Genomic DNA, 18,380 nt, shown 5'->3' on the forward strand with positions numbered 1-18,380 from the left:
TGAAACAAAAAAGTTATTGTTTCTTATCCATCATGTTACCGTCAGGATCTATCACTATGAATAATTTCAACCTTCATCTTGCTACAAAAGTTTTGTTTGGTCAGGGTCAGATAGCTCAACTCCCAACGGTTATTCCTGCGGATGCTCGGGTATTGATTACCTACGGTGGCGGCAGTATTAAACGCAACGGCGTTTTAGATCAGGTCCATCATGCCCTGAAGGGATATACCCTGTTTGAATTTGGCGGTATTGAACCTAACCCAACTTATGAAACGCTGATGCAAGCCGTGGAAATGGTGCGTGACAATAAGATCAATTTCCTACTCGCCGTTGGTGGTGGTTCCGTGTTGGATGGCACCAAATTTATTGCCGCTGCTGTTGATTATGTTGGTGAAACTTGGGAAATCGTCACCAGCCGCGGGCATAAAGTCACTAAAGCGCTGCCAATCGGTTCAGTGCTGACCTTACCGGCCACTGGCTCAGAAATGAATGATGGCGCAGTGATTAGCCGTCGTGAAACAGGTGATAAGCAAGCGTTTATGTCTCCGTTTGTTATGCCTCAATTTGCTATCCTAGACCCGGTCACCACCTATACTCTACCTCCACGCCAGATTGCCAACGGGGTTATTGATGCTTTCATCCATACGATGGAGCAATACCTCACTTATCCAGTTGATGCCAAAGTGCAGGATCGTTTCGCTGAAGGCTTGTTACTAACGTTGGTAGAAGAAGGTCCTAAAGCGTTAAAAGAACCTGAAAACTATGCCGTTCGGGCAAATATCATGTGGTGTGCCACTATGGCATTAAATGGTTTAATCGGTGCCGGTGTCCCACAGGACTGGGCGACGCATATGCTAGGCCATGAATTAACCGCCATGCACGGGCTGGACCATGCTCAAACACTGGCCATTATTTTGCCTGCTATTATGCGCGCCAAGAAAACGCAAAAGAGGGAAAAGCTGCTGCAATATGCAGAACGCGTATGGAACATTGATACGGGTACTGAAGATCAACGTATCGAGGCAGCGATTAAAGCCACCGAAAACTTCTTCCAGCAAATGGGATCACCAACGCGCCTGTCTGACTATCAATTAGATGGTAGCTCAATTCCTGCACTGATCGAAAAACTAAAAGAACACGGAATGACCCAACTTGGTGAACACCGCGATATCACCTTAGCCGATAGTCAAAAAATTTACGAATCTGCACGTTAATTGGCTTTTATTAGTTCAATATGCAACAAGCCCGGATAATTATCCGGGCTTGTTTTTTATAACGAAAATCTCAATCAATCATGATGAGAATGCTCATCGTCATGATGATGAACATGCCCACCGCTATTATCCGGCACCATCACCAATTTGCCATACCTTACCCCTCGCTCCGTAATGACCTGCTCTGCCAGTTGCCCCACTCGCTCCGCATCACCTTTCAGCATGGAGACTTCCATACAGCTACCGTGATCGAGATGAACATGCAGGCTGGCTAACGTTAAGTCATGCTGCTCATGAAAAGTACGGGTCAATCGTTTAGACAGTTCACGAGACTCATGGTCATAAACATAAACCAACGCCGCTACGCAAGGAGGATTACCTTCAACCACAAGTGAGGAATTCTGAATGCCGGTACGTGTTAAATCCCGGATGGCTTCCGAACGGTTCTGATAGTTTTTCTGCTTGATAATGTTATCTATCTCTTCCATTAGGTCATCGTCAATAGAAATCGTTATACGCTGCATCACCGTTCTCCAAAGGTATCAATCAGATATTGAAATCATCATAACGGGAAAGTCCTGATGCGTCGAGATTGACCACGTTTACCAACGCACGCCTATATTAGATAATCACTATAAATAACAATGTCTTTCTAATTAAATAAATAGCCATTCAGAAAATAACGATCTTTTTTTAGAATCAAAGAAATACGCATTTAGTTTCAAAGCTAATTATGTTAACTGTCTGTAAATCTGAAATATTTTGATAGCTTGATACAAATTATGTTGCGATAATCGCCAAATATGCTGCCTTTCAGATACACAAGTTGCTTCTATTTATATAATATCGACTTTTATTATTAATCAGACCAATATAGCAACAAAATCAAATATTAGATCAGTTAAGGGAATAACCCAATGAGTCCTATCGATTACATTATCAATCTTATTTTAAGTGGCATTCTTATTGTTGGTGTCTATCAGTTCTACTTTTTTACCCAACGTCATACGATTACTAAAATTCGTGAGTTTAGTTCCGCTATTGATGAGAAAATCCCGTTCTGGCCATCTTGGTCATGGATTTACAGTTTTCTCTATTATCCGGCAATTCTGTATATCAATTGGATTGTGGAAGATTCCCGTCACTTCATCATGATTGTTTTCAGCTATATCGTTCTTCTGGTTATGCAGATGGCATTCTTTATGCTATTCCCAGTATCAACACCATCTCACTGGCGCAGCATGAACACGGGTAAAAGCTGGTCTGAAAAATTCCTGCTGTTTGTACAAAAATTTGATGACTCATCTAACTGTTTTCCAAGTATGCACGTGTCTGTTGCAACGTTAACCGCGCTGCTGGCATACAGCACTCTTGGGCCTTGGGTCTTTCTATTCCCTATTCTGATTGCCCTTTCCTGTATGTTTACCAAACAGCACTATATTATTGACTTACCTGCGGGTGCAGTCTTGGGCTGGGCAGCCTATGAGGTTTACTGCGCTATTCTATAGTTGATATCGTTAAGCAACACCGATTGGCTGCCAAAGGCAGCCAATCGCTTATTTCTTCCCCTCACGTCGTCCTTCTATTTATCATCTTCTTTTGTACCGTTTTTAAACATGACCTAAACTAAAGTTGCAACATTTGCCGGTAAATGGGCGGTTACCAGCTCATTATGCTTTTCATTAATGGCGAAGTCGTTGCAAATATTATGCGGCTTTGATTGCATCCATACCCGGTCAACGTTACCATTAACACATTAATTACTATTCAGTATTGGCGCATGAGTATTCATTTAAAAGCGATAAACTGTTTCTACGGTAGCCATCAGGCGCTGTTTGACATCACACTAGACTGCCCAAGCGGGGAAACCTTAGTGTTACTTGGCCCCAGCGGGGCCGGTAAAAGCTCACTAATTAGAGTATTAAACCTGTTGGAAATGCCGGTTTCCGGGCAGCTTTCCATCGCCGGTAATCACTTTGATTTTAGTCAGCCACCATCAGAAAGTGCCATTCGCGAATTACGTCGTAATGTAGGCATGGTATTTCAACAATATAATCTGTGGCCACATCTGACCGTCATGCAGAATCTGATTGAAGCGCCTTGCAGAGTTTTAGGCCTGTCTAAAGAAGCGGCGATCGGTCGAGCTGAGAAATTACTCGCTCGCTTGCGTTTGCAGGAGTTCAGTACTCGTTTCCCATTGCATCTTTCCGGTGGTCAGCAACAGCGCGTAGCCATTGCCAGAGCGTTAATGATGGAACCTCAAATATTGTTATTTGACGAACCAACCGCAGCGCTGGATCCTGAAATTACCGCTCAGGTGGTAAATATCATTCGTGAGCTGTCCGATACCGGTATTACTCAGGTGATTGTGACCCATGAAGTGGAATTTGCTAAAAAGACTGCCAGTCGGGTGGTCTATATGGAACAAGGCCATGTCGTGGAATACGGCACGGCGGATGCATTTATTCACCCGCAAACCAAAGAGTTTGCAGGTTATCTCTCCCATTAAGTCTCTCTGGAGTCTGGATATGAAAAAATTACTGGTCGCCACTCTACTGGCAAGTTTTAGCCTTTCTGTCGCCGCAGCAGAAAAAATTCGCTTTGCTACTGAAGCATCCTATCCTCCGTTTGAGTTTGTTGATGCAAAAAATCAGATTCAAGGATTTGATATCGATCTAGCCAATGCCCTGTGTAAAGAGGTTCAGGCCGAATGTACTTTCGCCAACCAAGGTTTTGATAGTCTGGTTCCCGGCCTGAAATTCCGTCGTTTTGATGCGGCAATTGCTGCAATGGACGTGACGCCTGAGCGCTTGGAGCAGGTTGCTTTCACCAACACTTACTATGATAACTCCGCTCAGTTTATTGCCATCAAAGGCAAAGTAGCCGATCTAGCTGCGCTGAAAGGGCAAAAAGTTGGAATGCAGAACGGTACTACTCACCAGAAATATCTACTGGAAAAGCATACCGAAATCACGCCTGTTGCCTATGACAGTTACCAAAATGCCATTCTTGACCTAAAAAGTGGACGTATTAATGCTGTCTTTGGCGATACTGCGGTGGTGGCTGAATGGCTGAAAAAGAATGATGATTTAGCCAGCGTTGGTGACAAAGTGACCGATAATACTTACTTTGGTACTGGTTTTGCCATTGCAGTAAATCAGAAGAATACCGACCTACGCGACAAGTTGAATGCCGCGCTAGATAAAATCAAGAAAGATGGTACCTATCAGACTATCTATAACAAATGGTTCCAGAAGTAATCTGACACATAATGAATGAAATTCTCCCGTTAGCCAGCGCCGCCGGTATGACCGTCGGTCTGGCAGTATGCTCTCTGGCATTAGGCCTGGTATTAGCCATGTTTTTTGCCGTATGGGAGTCATCTCGCCTGAAATTGCTTAGCTATATCGCCACAGGTATCGTTATGATCCTGCGCGGTCTACCTGAAATTCTGGTGGTGTTGTTTATCTATTTTGGTTCATCACAGTTATTGATGACTCTCGCGGATGGTTTCACGCTGCTGGGCGTTACTATTCAGTTAGATATTGAAAACTTTGATGTTAGTCCATTCCTGTGCGGTGTAATTGCCCTTTCATTACTGTATGCGGCCTATGGTTCACAAACCCTGCGCGGTGCATTAAAGGCCGTTCCTCGAGGGCAATGGGAATCGGGTCAGGCGCTAGGCATCAGTAAAAGTGCCATTTTCTTTCGTCTGATCATGCCGCAAATGTGGCGTCATGCCCTACCGGGTTTAGGCAATCAGTGGCTGGTTCTGCTAAAAGACACTGCGCTGGTTTCACTGATTAGCGTCAATGATCTGATGCTGCAAACCAAAAATATAGCTATCCGTACTCAGGAGCCATTCACTTGGTTTATGATCGCCGCCCTAGTCTATTTAGCCATTACCCTGATCAGTCAGCATATTCTCTCCCTGATTGAGCGACGTACTACCCGCTTTGAACGGGAGGCATCCTAATGTTTCAGTATCTACCGGATATACTACAGGGGTTACATACCAGCCTGACGCTGACGATTGTTTCGCTGATTGTCGCGCTGATTCTGGCTATTCTGTTTACCGTGGTACTAACGCTAAAAACCCCGGTAATTTATTGGGTAGTTAAAGGGTATATCACACTATTTACCGGCACCCCATTGCTGGTACAGATATTTCTGATTTACTACGGCCCAGGCCAATTTGAAAGCATCAAGAAATTTCCTCTCTTGTGGCAGTTGCTGTCAGAGCCTTGGCTATGTGCAATGATTGCGCTGGCTTTAAACAGTGCCGCTTACTCAACGTTACTATTTCACGGTGCCGTGCGGGCCATTCCATCCGGGCAGTGGCAATCTTGCGCGGCATTGGGCATGTCTAAAGCTCAAACCCTGCGTATTCTGCTGCCTTATGCTTTTAAACGGGCTCTGTCTTCCTATTCCAACGAAGTGGTGCTGGTATTTAAGAGTACTTCTCTAGCCTATACCATTACGCTACTGGAAGTGATGGGCTATAGCCAACTGATGTATGGCCGAACCTACGATGTGATGGTGTATGGCGCTGCCGGTATTATCTACCTGTGTGTTAACGGTTTACTCACGTTGATGATGCGCTTAGTAGAGAAGAAAGCGCTGGTGTTTGAACATCGTTGATTAACTTCAGATATACACATCGAGTTAAAATACAAAACGCCTGATGAGGTACATCAGGCGTTTTAAAACTCTCAACGCGTCAATCTATATTAGGACGAGTGACTCAGCTACAACAACGGCATCAACGCCGGATCTTCAAAACGATATTCAAATCCTAACTCACGACATATCTTTTGTCCGTTGATAACTCGTCCCAAAGTTGTGCGGTCCGTTGGCGTAAACTGCGGTAGTGCTATACCTAATTTTTCCGCCATCTGTGGATAATAATCCTGCTTACGTGGATGCAGTGGCGCACACAAATTATAGACATGCCCACCCTGTGGCTGTCTCAGCAAGAGCTGAATCGCAGCAACCGCATCTTCTTGGTGAACCAGATTTACGCCGCAATTTCCTTCTGGCAATTCTTGCTTACCGGAAAGGAAGCGCCCCGGATGGCGATCCGGCCCTACCAAACCCGCCAGACGCAGAATATCCACCTTGAGGTGAGGTAAATCATGTAGCCAGTTCTCTATACTTACCAGAGCACTACCAGAGACACGCTCAGGCTTCAGTGCTGATTCTTCGGTGATTTCCCCGTCCCCTGGCCCATAGACTGAAGTTGAGCTGATAAAGATAATACGGGTTATTTGCTTGCTCAGCGCACTATCCACCAAAAGCTGTACCGACTGACGGTAGATCTCCGCCCGTTCAGGCTCTCGACTGGCCGGTAACGTAATGATTAGCACATCACAGTTCAGCAGTTGCTCCCAATCTTCTGCGTCGCATTCAGGTGAAGGCGTCATCACTAAAGGATAAGCATCAACTCCCGACATCCGGGCCGCCTCAACCCCATCCAATGTGGTTTTACTGCCTGCGACAGTATATCCCTCTCCTGCCAGTGAAAGTGCCAGCGGCATTCCTAGCCAGCCTAAACCAATGATGGAAACCTTCTTCATCTGCATTTTACCTGTAGATATATATGACGCGGTTTATTGGAGTAATGGTATATAATATAAGCTAAAACCGAGGTCCATACCGGTTTAATTCGGTCATAGATCGGAATTTAGTAGATCTCGTTTCACTTGGTTTTCTTACCTATCCTATATTCTGCATAATTATTTAAAAAAGTAGTTGCCATTTTGTTAAACTATGGGTAGGTTACTTGTTAGCGACACCAATAAATTATCTGATTCAAGGCGCAAAATATTATGAATAACGTTCTGTTTAGCCATCATCATCACCATCATCCTGATTAGTCTTCAGACGCTTGGTGCTGGAAGACGATCAACGGATCTTCCAGTGGCGAATAGAATGTTAGAGAAAGCCCTCGGAAGAATCCTTCCGAGGGCTTTTTTAATGCTCACGATTTAACAAGAATTTATTAGAGAAAGAAGAGGATCACCATGTTAGATAAAAGCCGTTTACGAATAGCTATGCAGAAATCAGGTCGTTTAAGTGATGAATCTCAGAAACTGTTCGCCAGCTGTGGTATCAAAATAAACCTCCAACAACAGCGCCTGATCGCTTTCGCAGAAAACATGCCCATCGATATTCTTCGCGTACGTGATGACGATATTCCTGGTTTGGTTATGGACGGTGTGGTAGACCTCGGTATTATCGGTGAAAACGTACTGGAAGAAGAACTGTTAAGCCGCCGTGCTCAGGGAGAAGATCCTCGCTATACTACCCTACGCCGCCTTGATTTTGGTGGATGCCGCCTCTCTATCGCCATGCCGCTAGATGCTGAATATACCGGTCCACAATGTTTACAAAATAGCCGTATCGCGACCTCTTATCCTCACCTGTTAAAACGCTATCTGGACGAACAAAAAGTTCGTTTTAAATCCTGTCTGTTAAACGGTTCCGTAGAAGTTGCCCCCCGAGCAGGCTTAGCCGATGCCATCTGCGATTTAGTCTCTACCGGAGCAACACTGGAAGCAAACGGCCTGCGCGAAGTGGAAGTTATCTATCGTTCTAAAGCAATGCTGATCCAGCGTGATGGTGAAATATCCGACGATAAACAAGAACTGATCAATAAGCTGCTAACCCGAATGCAAGGGGTGATTCAAGCCAGAGAATCCAAATACATCATGCTGCACGCCCCTAATGACCGTTTGGAAGAGATTGTAGCCCTGCTACCTGGAGCCGAACGCCCAACCATTCTGCCGCTTGCCGGTGATAAAAACCGCGTGGCAATGCACATGGTAAGTAGCGAGACGCTGTTCTGGGAAACCATGGAAAGTCTGAAAAAACTCGGTGCCAGCTCAATTCTGGTGTTACCAATCGAAAAAATGATGGAGTAACCGCCATGCAACTGACCTACTGGGAACAATGCAATAAGCAACAGCAACAGGAACTCCTTTCCCGCCCGGCGGTAAATGCTTCTGACCGTATTAGCGCCGCCGTCAGCGAAATCATCGAACAGGTGAAAGCTGGCGGTGACCGAGCACTTATCCTGCTCAATGCCAGATTTGATAAAGTGCAAACCGCCAGCCTACGTATCACCGAGCAGGAAATCAACGCCGCTTCTGAACGTCTGGGAGATGAAATCAAACAGGCGATGGCCATTGCCGCGCGCAATATTGAAACCTTCCACAGGGCACAAATATTGCCGACAGTGGATATCGAAACTCAGCCTGGTGTACGTTGCCAACAGGTTACCCGCCCGATTAAATCCGTCGGACTGTATATTCCGGGCGGCACGGCACCACTTCCTTCAACGGTATTGATGTTAGGCATTCCTTCTCGCTTGGCGGGTTGCAAAGAAGTCGTACTTTGTTCCCCTCCCCCCATTGCCGATGAAATTCTTTATGCGGCAAAGCTATGCGGTATTCAAAACGTTTTTCAACTGGGCGGTGCTCAGGCGATTGCCGCCATGGCATTTGGCAGCGAAACCGTACCTAAAGTGGATAAAATATTCGGGCCAGGTAACGCCTATGTAACCGAAGCCAAACGTCAGGTGAGTCAGATCATTGGTGGTGCCGCCATCGATATGCCAGCCGGTCCTTCTGAAGTTCTGGTGATTGCTGACAGTGGTTCTACCCCTGCTTTTATTGCTTCCGATTTGCTGTCACAGGCAGAACACGGGCCAGACTCCCAAGTCATTTTACTCACCCCAGACAGCGACATTGCTCAAGCAGTCTCTGAAGAACTAGAGAAACAATTAATCACATTGTCACGGCAAGATATTGCCCGTCAGGCATTGGCGGAAAGCCGCTTAATTGTGACAAAAGATCTGGATCAGTGTCTTGATATCAGTAACCAGTATGGACCTGAGCACCTGATCATTCAGACTCGCGATCCTGAAGCACTGGTGGAGAGAATTACCAATGCCGGCTCCGTATTCCTAGGCGACTGGTCGCCGGAATCCGCTGGAGATTATGCTTCCGGAACTAACCATGTATTGCCGACCTATGGTTACACAGCAACCAGTTCCAGTTTAGGTTTAGCTGATTTTCAAAAGCGTATGACGGTGCAGCAATTAACACAGCAGGGTTTTATGGCGCTAGCACCTACGATTGAAACGCTGGCACAGGCAGAGCAGTTGACCGCCCACAAACAGGCGGTCTCTTTACGCGTCGCCAAACTAAAACAACTGAATCCAGAGGCGTAAATGAGTATTGAACAATTAGCCCGCGATAATGTAAGAAAATTAACGCCTTACCAATCGGCCCGCCGTATTGGCGGTAACGGTGACGTTTGGCTGAATGCCAATGAGTATCCGGAAGCCACCCATTATCAACTCACACAGCAAAACCTGAACCGCTATCCAGAATGCCAACCGGTTCAGGTGGTTCAACGCTATGCTACTTATGCTGGCGTAAAACCAGAACAAGTCATCGTTAGCCGTGGTGCTGATGAAGGGATTGAATTACTGATGCGAGCATTCTGTGAACCGGGCAAAGATGCCGTGCTCTACTGCCCACCAACTTATGGCATGTATAGCGTGAGCGCAGAAACCCTCGGTGTTGAACGCCGTACCGTTGCCAGCAAAGCTGACTGGCAGTTGGATTTACCCGCCATTGCCGCTACGCTCGAAGGCGTAAAGCTGGTGTACGTTTGCAGCCCAAACAATCCAACCGGTAACCTGATCAATCCGGATGATATTCGTGAACTTCTGGCAATGACTGCCGAGCGAGCATTGGTCGTGGTGGATGAAGCCTATATTGAGTTTTGTCCTGAGGCCAGCGTGGTAAGTTGGCTTCGCCAGTATCCTAATCTGGTGGTGCTACGCACCCTGTCTAAAGCCTTTGCGCTAGCCGGTTTGCGCTGCGGCTTTACCCTCGCCAGCGAAGAGATTATCAATCTGCTGCTAAAAGTGATTGCCCCTTATCCATTATCCACACCGGTAGCAGACATCGCCGCACAGGCACTGAGTGAAACCGGTATTTCCACCATGCGTAAGCGCGTGGCGGAACTCAACGCCCGCCGCAGTCAATTGGCACTAACGCTAGCGAAATGCGCCTGCGTAACTCAAGTTTATCCTAGTGAAACCAACTATCTGCTCTTTAACCTGACGGATTCAGACAAGGCATTTAAAGCACTTTGGGATAAAGGAATTATACTCAGAGACCAAAACAAACAGCCCGGACTGAAAGGATGCCTACGCATCTCTATTGGTACCCAGCGTGAATGCGATGCCGTCACCGACGCGTTGAAAAACTTTTAAGGAAAACAGCCGCCATGAGCCAAAAATATCTGTTTATTGACCGCGACGGTACTATCATCGCTGAACCACCTGAAGATTTTCAAGTAGATAGGTTAGATAAACTGGCACTAGAGCCACAGGTCATCTCCGCCCTACTGAAGTTGCAGAATGCGGGTTATGAACTGGTGATGATCACCAATCAAGATGGACTGGGAACCAGCCGTTTTCCGCAAGAAGATTTCGATCCGCCACATAACCTGATGATGCAGATCCTCACCTCTCAAGGTATCTGCTTTAAAGAAACCCTCATCTGCCCACACATGCCCGCAGACAAGTGCGACTGCCGCAAACCTAAAACTAAAATGGTCGCGGCCTATATGCATAAAGCGGTGATGGATTATGACAACTCTTGGGTCATTGGCGATCGGGAAACCGACATTCAGTTGGCTAAAAATATGGGCATTCAAGGTATTCGTTACCAACGCGATACCTTGGGTTGGAACCAGATCGTTGAACAGCTAACCCAGTCAGACCGCCACGCTCATGTTATTCGTACCACTAAAGAAACCGCCATTGATGTAGAGGTGTGGCTGGACCGCGAAGGCGGCAGCAAAATTCATACCGGCATTGGTTTCTTTGACCATATGCTGGACCAGATTGTTACCCACGGCGGTTTTCGCATGAATATCAATGTGAAAGGCGATCTGTTTATTGACGATCACCACACTATTGAAGATACCGGTCTGGCTCTGGGTGAAGCACTTAAAAAGGCGCTGGGTAATAAACGCGGTATTGACCGCTTCGGTTTTACACTGCCAATGGATGAGTGCCTGGCGCGCTGTGCACTGGATATTTCCGGTCGCCCTTTTCTTGAGTACAAAGCCGAATTTACCCATCAACGCGTGGGCGACATGAGCACGGAGATGGTGGAACACTTTTTCCACTCACTCGCTTATTCCATGGCGGTCACGTTACATCTCAAAACCAAAGGTAAAAACGATCACCACCGAGTAGAAAGCCTGTTTAAAGTCTTTGGTCGTACCCTGCGTCAAGCAATCCGCGTGGAGGGTAATACCCTGCCCAGTTCAAAAGGAGTGCTTTAATGGAAGTGGTGATTTTAGATACCGGTTGTGCCAATTTGGCCTCCGTGGCTTATGCCGTTAAGCGTCTGGGTTATGACCCCGTGGTGAGCCGCGATCCTGATATTGTATTGCGCTCGGATAAACTATTTCTTCCCGGTGTCGGTTCCGCCTCAGCGGCCATGAAGATACTTAATGAGCGTAAGTTAATCCCATTAATCAAAGCCTGTACTCAACCGGTTTTGGGAATTTGCCTCGGTATGCAGCTTCTGGCTAAAAACAGTGAAGAAGGCTCAATAGATACGCTGGGCATTATTGACGCGCCGATCAAGCAGATGAAAGCGCACGACCTGCCGCTCCCTCACATGGGATGGAATAATGTTAGCCCACTGGCAGGCCATCATCTGTTTCGCGGCATCGAGGATGGCGCTTACTTCTATTTCGTACATGGATACGCTATGCCCGTATGTTCAGCGACTATCGCGCACACTACCTACGGCGAACCCTTTACCGCCGCGGTACAGCAAGACAACTTCTTCGGTGTACAGTTTCATCCAGAACGTTCTGGTCAGGCTGGCGCACAACTGCTGAAAAACTTTCTGGAGATGTAACAGCGATGATTATTCCCGCATTAGACCTGATTGACGGCAGCGTCGTACGCCTGCATCAGGGGGACTATGGACAACAGCGCGACTACGGCAACGAACCGCTGCCGCGTTTACAGCAATATCAGCAACAAGGTGCTCAGGTGTTGCATCTGGTTGATCTAACCGGTGCGAAAGATCCAAAAGCGCGTCAGCTACCTTTATTGCGTAAACTGTTAGCAGGCGTCTCCGTTCCGGTTCAGATTGGCGGCGGTATTCGCACAGAACAAGACGTCACCGATTTAATCAATGCCGGTGCCAGCCGAGTCGTCATCGGCTCCACCGCCGTGCGCCAGCCAGAAACGGTAGAACAATGGTTTACGCGGTTTGGTGCCGATGCGTTGGTGCTGGCACTCGATGTACGAATTGATGATAACGGTAATAAAAATGTTGCCATTAGCGGCTGGCAGGAAAACTCCAGCCAAACGCTGGAACAGGTGGTGGAGCGCTATCTGCCTTATGGCTTAAAGCACGTACTCTGTACCGATATTTCTCGTGACGGCACGTTGTCAGGTTCCAATGTCAACTTGTATTGTGAAATTAGCCAGCGTTATCCAGACATTGCATTTCAGGCATCCGGCGGTATTGGCAGCCTAAATGATATTGCGGCCTTACGTACCAGCGGAGTAAAAGGTGTCATTGTAGGCCGCGCCCTGCTGGACGGTAAATTTAACGTAGAGGAGGCCATTTCATGTTGGCAAAACGGATAATACCCTGTCTGGACGTTCGTGATGGTCAGGTGGTTAAAGGGGTACAGTTTCGCAACCATGAGATTATTGGTGACATTGTGCCACTGGCTAAACGCTATGCTGAAGAAGGTGCAGACGAGCTGGTGTTCTATGATATTACCGCCTCTTCCGATGGTCGCGTCGTAGACAAAAGCTGGGTTTCGAAAGTCGCAGAAGTGATCGATATCCCCTTCTGTGTTGCCGGAGGCATTAAAAGTATTGAGGATGCAGGTCAAATCCTGTCGTTTGGCGCGGACAAGATCTCCATTAACTCGCCAGCATTAGCGAATCCATCCTTGATCTCTCAACTCGCGGATCGCTTTGGCGTACAGTGCATCGTGGTAGGTATTGATACTTGGTATAACGCCGAGCAGGAAAGCTATCAGGTTTATCAATTTACCGGCGATGAAACCCGCACCAAAGCTACCGCCTGGAACACGCTGGATTGGGTACAGGAAGTACAAAAGCGCGGAGCCGGTGAAATTGTGCTAAATATGATGAATCAGGACGGTGTTCGTAACGGCTATGATCTAAAACAGCTGAAACTGGTACGTCACGTCTGTAAGGTTCCGCTTATCGCCTCTGGCGGAGCGGGAACAATGGAGCATTTCCTTGATGCCTTTAACGTCGCCAACGTTGATGGCGCTTTAGCCGCATCCGTGTTCCATAAGCAAATTATTAATATCGGCGATTTAAAACGTTATCTTGCCGATAACCAAGTGGAGATCAGAACATGTTAACGCAACAGCAACACAACCAGTTGGATTGGGAAAAAGTCGACGGCATGCTGCCAGCGATTGTCCAGCATGCGGTTTCCGGTGAAGTTCTGATGTTAGGTTATATGAATCTGGAAGCCTTACATGCCACCGAACAGAGCGGTAAAGTCACATTTTTCTCCCGCACTAAACAACGCTTATGGACTAAAGGAGAAAGCTCCGGCAACTTCCTAGATGTTGTTAGCATAACGCCAGACTGTGATAACGATAGCCTGCTGATTCTAGCGAGTCCGGTTGGCCCCACCTGCCATAACGGTACCCGCAGTTGTTTTGCTCCCGCAGAAACCGAGTGGACATTTCTATATCAGTTAGAACAGTTGCTGGCTTCCCGTAAACACGCTGACCCAGCGACCTCATATACCGCCAAACTGTATGCCAGTGGAACTAAACGCATTGCTCAGAAAGTAGGTGAAGAAGGCGTTGAAACGGCCCTCGCAGCAACGGTCAACGACCGTGAAGAATTGACCAATGAAGCGTCCGATTTGATTTATCACTTGCTGGTTCTGCTGCAGGATCAGGATTTGAATTTGAGTTCAGTTATTAACCGGCTGCGGGAAAGACATAAGTAGTCCATCGTCTGGCCAGAAAGGATGCTGGCCGGATATTGCTTTTCTCTTCAATCAGTTATTCAGTATCTAGAAGATTATCTATCCTTTCCTTTTATCCTCATCGCCAGAAAAATTTATATTTTTCATCACCTAATTTTTACACGCGAAAAGACGTTTTAAATGTAGCCGCAACGACAAGATGACTAATACAGGCGACATAAAACAATTCCCTTTATATTTATATGGATAGATGGATTTAAAAATCCAAATAATGTGACAACTATATATCTGAAATAATTCCGTGATTGTAAAAACATACTTTCAGCAATCTTACGTTTCAATATAATCATCTAATCCAAATGTAATATGATGTAAAAATAAATTAATATCATTATAAAACAACAGATAATGAACAACACCCCCCGCCTTTGCTTTTAACAAAAAACTCAAAAAAAATACATTACCAATTGATTTTAAAGAATATTTAAAATATTAAATTTAATTAATTAAAAAACACACCATCAAAAAATAGAATCTACATGATTTATAAGAAAAAATAGATAACCCAAGTAAAACAAAAAAAATCAGTTGCTATAAGTTTTTATTTAAAATAGATTAAGTTCGCCAACTAGTTCTAAAGTTGCAAAGGGAAGATTTTTTAATCTTTATGGATGAAAACAATCTGGATATGAAACTTATTAGATTAATCGAAATACCTGTTATTAGGTAGTTTTGAGATTTGATTAGCTAAAAAGCAATCCGTAGGTATTTAACCAGATTGGTAAAAAAGTTTAGTTCTCAGGGGTTACATGCGTAAATTTCCATTAAAAGCACTCGTTATTCTTACCAGTGCTTGTGCAAGCAATTATCTACACGCTCAAGTTATCACAAATAGTACAGTTATTAGTGATGGTTCCACCATTGATGGAATCATATTTTCAGGAAATACCGTATCTGTTGCAAATAATGGTTCCATCATCGTTAATGACAATGGCATAGGTAATGGCTCCCCGGCGCCAATATATGCATGGAATGATGGTTCTCTTAATTTAGGTTCAAATTCCACAGTGATATCAACCTCCCCTGGCCAAAATAATTACGCTTATGGAATTTATGCCAGAGGTAATAACAACAGCGTTATCGCTGATAATTTAAGTGTTTCATCTACATATAAGAACAGTAGTTTCTTCACATTAGGTATTGTGAATGACATATGGTTGGCTGCAGACAACAGTCTGATTGACCTTAGCGGAAAGACGACCATTAATGTCTCTAATGAATTAGGCAAAGCTTCAGCGCTTTTGGCCCAGTGCTACCCGGGTGCTCTCTCTGGGGGAAGCGATGCCTGTAATGATACCGGATACCAAATCAAAGCTGACCGTCTGGATATAACATCTGTTGGTGGTAGCAGTGCTCGAGGTATTGATGCTGAAGGTGCAGCCATTACTTATAATGATGCCACTGTTAATGTATCAACAAAGAATAATGCATCTACGGCTATCGGTTTATATTCTTTAACTGGATATCTGAAGTCAGATGGTAAAACAGATGTCTCTGTAACAGGAAATAGCAGTGATTCATATATTTATAGTGTGTTAGGCGAAGATAAAAATAAATATAATACGTCTGTTTATACTATCGATCTGGGTGGTGATGTTAATGTTAATATTAACGCGGAACCACTGTCAAAAAATACAAAATACTATGGTGCTACTGCAATAAGAAGCGACCTTAAGTTGAATAATATGTCGGTTAATTTTAACAATAAGTCGACTGAAAAGAATTCATTTTATGGTTTAACAACGATTGCTGCTACTCAATCATCTTCCATTACTGTAGATGGTAATTTTAAAGCTGATTTTTCAGCAGATTCATTAATTCTACCAACCAATACTGTGGCCTATGTTTATTCAACAGGAACCAGCAATATCACATTAAATGGTGATGCTAGCTTGGGTAGTGAATATTCTAAAAATCCAACATATTGGTCAATGTACTCTTCCACTGGTTCATCAATCAATACCAACGGTGGAAAACTTACCGCGTACGGAAGAATGGTCTCTTCTGGTGGTAATATTGATATTTCAACCGCAGACCAATCTTATATATGGGGCACCACATCCACCACGAATAATGGTGTGTTGAATTTAAATCTGAATGGTAACGGTAGCTCCTGGGATATGATCAATAACTCATCCCTGAGCAACTTAACGCTGAATGGATCAACGTTACGATATGAAAAACCATCAGATAATGCGTCTTTCACCCCAAAAACACTGATTGTTAACGGCGACTACAACAGTAATAACGGTACCTTGGTTCTTAATACTGTATTGGCTGATGATGCTTCAGCGACTGATAAACTAATCGTCAAAGGTAATACCTCTGGCAGCACAGATGTTGTTATTAATAATATTGGTGGAAATGGTGCATTAACCAATACAGGAATAGAAATCGTTGAGGTTAACGGTAATTCTGCCGGTTCTTTCCGTAATGGTGGTCGTATTGTTGCTGGTGCTTATGAATATTTCGTGCGTTCAGGTGCAACCTTAAATGGTGCAAATGCAAATAACTGGTATTTAGTTTCTGATTACAAGCAACCAGATCCTGAACCTATTCCTGAGCCAACGCCAGAACCTACTCCTGAGCCCGTTGTACCTGTAGAACCGGCGTCAGACCCAGTGACTCCAGCGATTAATAATAACGTATATCGTCCAGAATCAGGAAGTTATTTGGCTAACCTCGTCGCAGCAAATACATTATTCATGTCCCGATTGCATGACCGCTTAGGTGAAACTCAATATACCGACGTTCTGACCAATGAAAGCAAAGTTACAAGTATGTGGCTGCGCAATATTGGTGGTCATAACCAGTTCAAAAGTGGTGATGACCAACTGAAAACCACTGGAAACCGTTATGTCGTGCAACTAGGTGGTGATGTAGCTCAATGGAGCAATAATGATTTAGACCGCTGGCATCTTGGCGTTATGGCTGGTTATGCGAATAGCCAAAATAGCACCCGCTCTCGTATCGATTCTTATTCATCAAAGGGTAGTATTGATGGTTACAGTGCCGGTATGTACGGAACTTGGTATGCCAATAACGAAGATAAGAGTGGAGCCTATACTGACACGTGGGTTCTTTACAACTGGTTTAATAACGAAGTAAAAGGCGAAGAGCTGGCTACTGAGAAATATAAATCCAGCGGTATTACGGCTTCAATCGAAAGTGGATACAGTTTCAAACTCGGTGAGAATGAGCATGCCAGCTACTGGCTACAGCCTAAAGCACAAGTCGTGTGGATGGGCGTTGATGCAAATGGCCACCATGAGAGTAACGGAACTTACGTTGTTCAAGATGATGCCAATAATATCATGACTCGGTTAGGTGTTAAGCTCTATGAAAACGGTCATCATCCAGTTGATGATGGTAAAGATCGTACTTTCCAACCATTTGTTGAAGCTAACTGGATCCATAATGTTAATGACTTTGCGGTGAAAATGAATGACAACCGTAATGTTCAGGATGGCGCTAAAAACATCGGCGAAATTAAGCTGGGTGTGGAAGGCAAGATCAATAATAATTTGACCTTATGGGGCAATGTCGCTCAACAACTTGGTACACATTCATATAGCGATACTCAAGCGATATTAGCCGTTAAATATAGCTTCTGATAATCAAATAATACCCTGCTATCTCAAAAGCCAGCGCTTCGCTGGCTTTTTCATTTATTCTTTCTGGTTTATCCCGCACTACCGACTTCAAATCCTAACGCTGATCCTCCACCGCAGTCATCGCTCGCACGCGCCTGAATATTTTCGATAGTAGAAATCAGAAAACCAATAAAACATACCGAATAGCCACCTTATTGCTAGCCATTCCATTGGGCTATAGTCAGATATTTTGTTTTACAGCCTGACATTCATGTTTATTCTTTTTTTCTGAAAATAATAACGAAAAAAAACTGTTCCCCTCCTTTCCTAACCTATATCAATTTTCTGGCGAGAAAGTTAATTACTCTAAGTTCATAGACATAGAGTTCGGTTCAACTGGCTGGACAACCGGATTAACGGCCAATTTTGACGACCTCAAGAATTGATTCATTTTTAATCGCTTTTAAATA

The 18,380-nt window shown here is 44.9% G+C and carries 17 protein-coding genes and 1 other annotated feature; of the genes, 15 read left to right on the forward strand and 2 right to left on the reverse strand.

Annotation, left to right across the window (positions count from 1 at the left end; genetic code table 11):
• The first annotated feature begins 56 nt into the window (after positions 1-56).
• Positions 57-1,214 carry an alcohol dehydrogenase gene (yqhD, locus tag HYN51_RS08555; RefSeq protein WP_108899649.1) on the forward strand — a complete coding sequence of 386 codons (1,158 nt, stop codon included), beginning with the start codon at positions 57-59 and terminating at the stop codon, positions 1,212-1,214.
• A 74-nt stretch (positions 1,215-1,288) separates the two neighbouring features.
• Here the strand turns inward: yqhD and nikR are convergent, their stop codons facing one another.
• Entirely contained in the window at positions 1,289-1,738 is a 450-nt protein-coding gene (gene nikR, locus HYN51_RS08560) for a nickel-responsive transcriptional regulator NikR (RefSeq protein WP_192878388.1), read from the reverse strand.
• 393 nt (positions 1,739-2,131) lie between these two features.
• Here nikR and HYN51_RS08565 point away from each other — a divergent pair, with 393 nt between their 5' ends.
• The 5 genes from HYN51_RS08565 to artM all read left to right on the forward strand — a co-directional run bounded on the left by HYN51_RS08565 (position 2,132) and on the right by artM (position 5,855).
• Complete coding sequence (locus HYN51_RS08565) at positions 2,132-2,722, forward strand: phosphatase PAP2 family protein (protein WP_108899651.1); 591 nt, start codon at positions 2,132-2,134, stop codon at positions 2,720-2,722.
• 272 nt (positions 2,723-2,994) lie between these two features.
• The gene (gene artP, locus HYN51_RS08570; protein WP_108902004.1) at positions 2,995-3,723 is read left to right on the forward strand and encodes an arginine ABC transporter ATP-binding protein ArtP; all 729 of its coding nucleotides are present in this window, start codon (positions 2,995-2,997) and stop codon (positions 3,721-3,723) included.
• 19 nt (positions 3,724-3,742) lie between these two features.
• Complete coding sequence (gene artJ, locus HYN51_RS08575; RefSeq protein ID WP_108899652.1) at positions 3,743-4,474, forward strand: arginine ABC transporter substrate-binding protein; 732 nt, start codon at positions 3,743-3,745, stop codon at positions 4,472-4,474.
• A gap of 11 nt (positions 4,475-4,485) precedes the next feature.
• On the forward strand, positions 4,486-5,190 hold the full coding sequence (artQ, locus tag HYN51_RS08580) for an arginine ABC transporter permease ArtQ (protein ID WP_108899653.1): 705 nt from the start codon (positions 4,486-4,488) through the stop codon (positions 5,188-5,190).
• The gene (artM, locus tag HYN51_RS08585) at positions 5,190-5,855 is read left to right on the forward strand and encodes an arginine ABC transporter permease ArtM (protein WP_108899654.1); all 666 of its coding nucleotides are present in this window, start codon (positions 5,190-5,192) and stop codon (positions 5,853-5,855) included. The genes artQ and artM overlap by 1 nt, the downstream gene beginning before the upstream one ends.
• 107 nt (positions 5,856-5,962) lie before the next feature.
• Here the strand turns inward: artM and HYN51_RS08590 are convergent, their stop codons facing one another.
• Positions 5,963-6,790 (reverse strand): SDR family oxidoreductase, encoded by an 828-nt coding sequence (locus tag HYN51_RS08590; RefSeq protein ID WP_108899655.1) that lies wholly within the window; start codon positions 6,788-6,790, stop codon positions 5,963-5,965.
• Positions 6,791-7,065: 275 nt separating this feature from the next.
• Positions 7,066-7,191, forward strand: a sequence feature (His leader region).
• Positions 7,192-7,237: 46 nt separating this feature from the next.
• Here HYN51_RS08590 and hisG point away from each other — a divergent pair.
• The 9 genes from hisG (at position 7,238) to HYN51_RS08635 (ending at position 17,931) form a co-directional block, all read left to right on the forward strand.
• Entirely contained in the window at positions 7,238-8,137 is a 900-nt protein-coding gene (hisG, locus tag HYN51_RS08595) for an ATP phosphoribosyltransferase (RefSeq protein WP_108899656.1), read from the forward strand.
• Between the two features lie 5 nt (positions 8,138-8,142).
• Entirely contained in the window at positions 8,143-9,447 is a 1,305-nt protein-coding gene (gene hisD / locus HYN51_RS08600; protein WP_108899657.1) for a histidinol dehydrogenase, read from the forward strand.
• Positions 9,448-10,503: a histidinol-phosphate transaminase gene (gene hisC / locus HYN51_RS08605; protein WP_108899658.1), complete on the forward strand. Its 1,056-nt coding sequence runs from the start codon at positions 9,448-9,450 to the stop codon at positions 10,501-10,503.
• A 14-nt stretch (positions 10,504-10,517) separates the two neighbouring features.
• Positions 10,518-11,585, forward strand: a complete 1,068-nt coding sequence (gene hisB, locus HYN51_RS08610) for a bifunctional histidinol-phosphatase/imidazoleglycerol-phosphate dehydratase HisB (protein WP_108899659.1) — start codon at positions 10,518-10,520, stop codon at positions 11,583-11,585.
• Positions 11,585-12,172, forward strand: coding sequence for an imidazole glycerol phosphate synthase subunit HisH (gene hisH / locus HYN51_RS08615; RefSeq protein WP_108899660.1), 588 nt, complete (start codon positions 11,585-11,587; stop codon positions 12,170-12,172). The genes hisB and hisH overlap by 1 nt, the downstream gene beginning before the upstream one ends.
• Before the next feature lie 5 nt (positions 12,173-12,177).
• Positions 12,178-12,915, forward strand: coding sequence for a 1-(5-phosphoribosyl)-5-[(5-phosphoribosylamino)methylideneamino]imidazole-4-carboxamide isomerase (hisA, locus tag HYN51_RS08620; protein WP_108899661.1), 738 nt, complete (start codon positions 12,178-12,180; stop codon positions 12,913-12,915).
• A complete protein-coding gene (gene hisF / locus HYN51_RS08625; RefSeq protein WP_108899662.1) occupies positions 12,897-13,673 on the forward strand; it encodes an imidazole glycerol phosphate synthase subunit HisF in 777 nt (258 codons plus the stop codon). The genes hisA and hisF overlap by 19 nt, the downstream gene beginning before the upstream one ends.
• Positions 13,667-14,278 (forward strand): bifunctional phosphoribosyl-AMP cyclohydrolase/phosphoribosyl-ATP diphosphatase HisIE, encoded by a 612-nt coding sequence (hisIE, locus tag HYN51_RS08630; protein WP_108899663.1) that lies wholly within the window; start codon positions 13,667-13,669, stop codon positions 14,276-14,278. The genes hisF and hisIE overlap by 7 nt, the downstream gene beginning before the upstream one ends.
• 788 nt (positions 14,279-15,066) lie before the next feature.
• Positions 15,067-17,931, forward strand: a complete 2,865-nt coding sequence (locus HYN51_RS08635; RefSeq protein WP_230513957.1) for an autotransporter outer membrane beta-barrel domain-containing protein — start codon at positions 15,067-15,069, stop codon at positions 17,929-17,931.
• The last annotated feature ends 449 nt before the right edge of the window (positions 17,932-18,380 follow it).

It is taken from the genome of Limnobaculum parvum (assembly GCF_003096015.2).
Lineage (GTDB): Bacteria > Pseudomonadota > Gammaproteobacteria > Enterobacterales > Enterobacteriaceae > Limnobaculum > Limnobaculum parvum.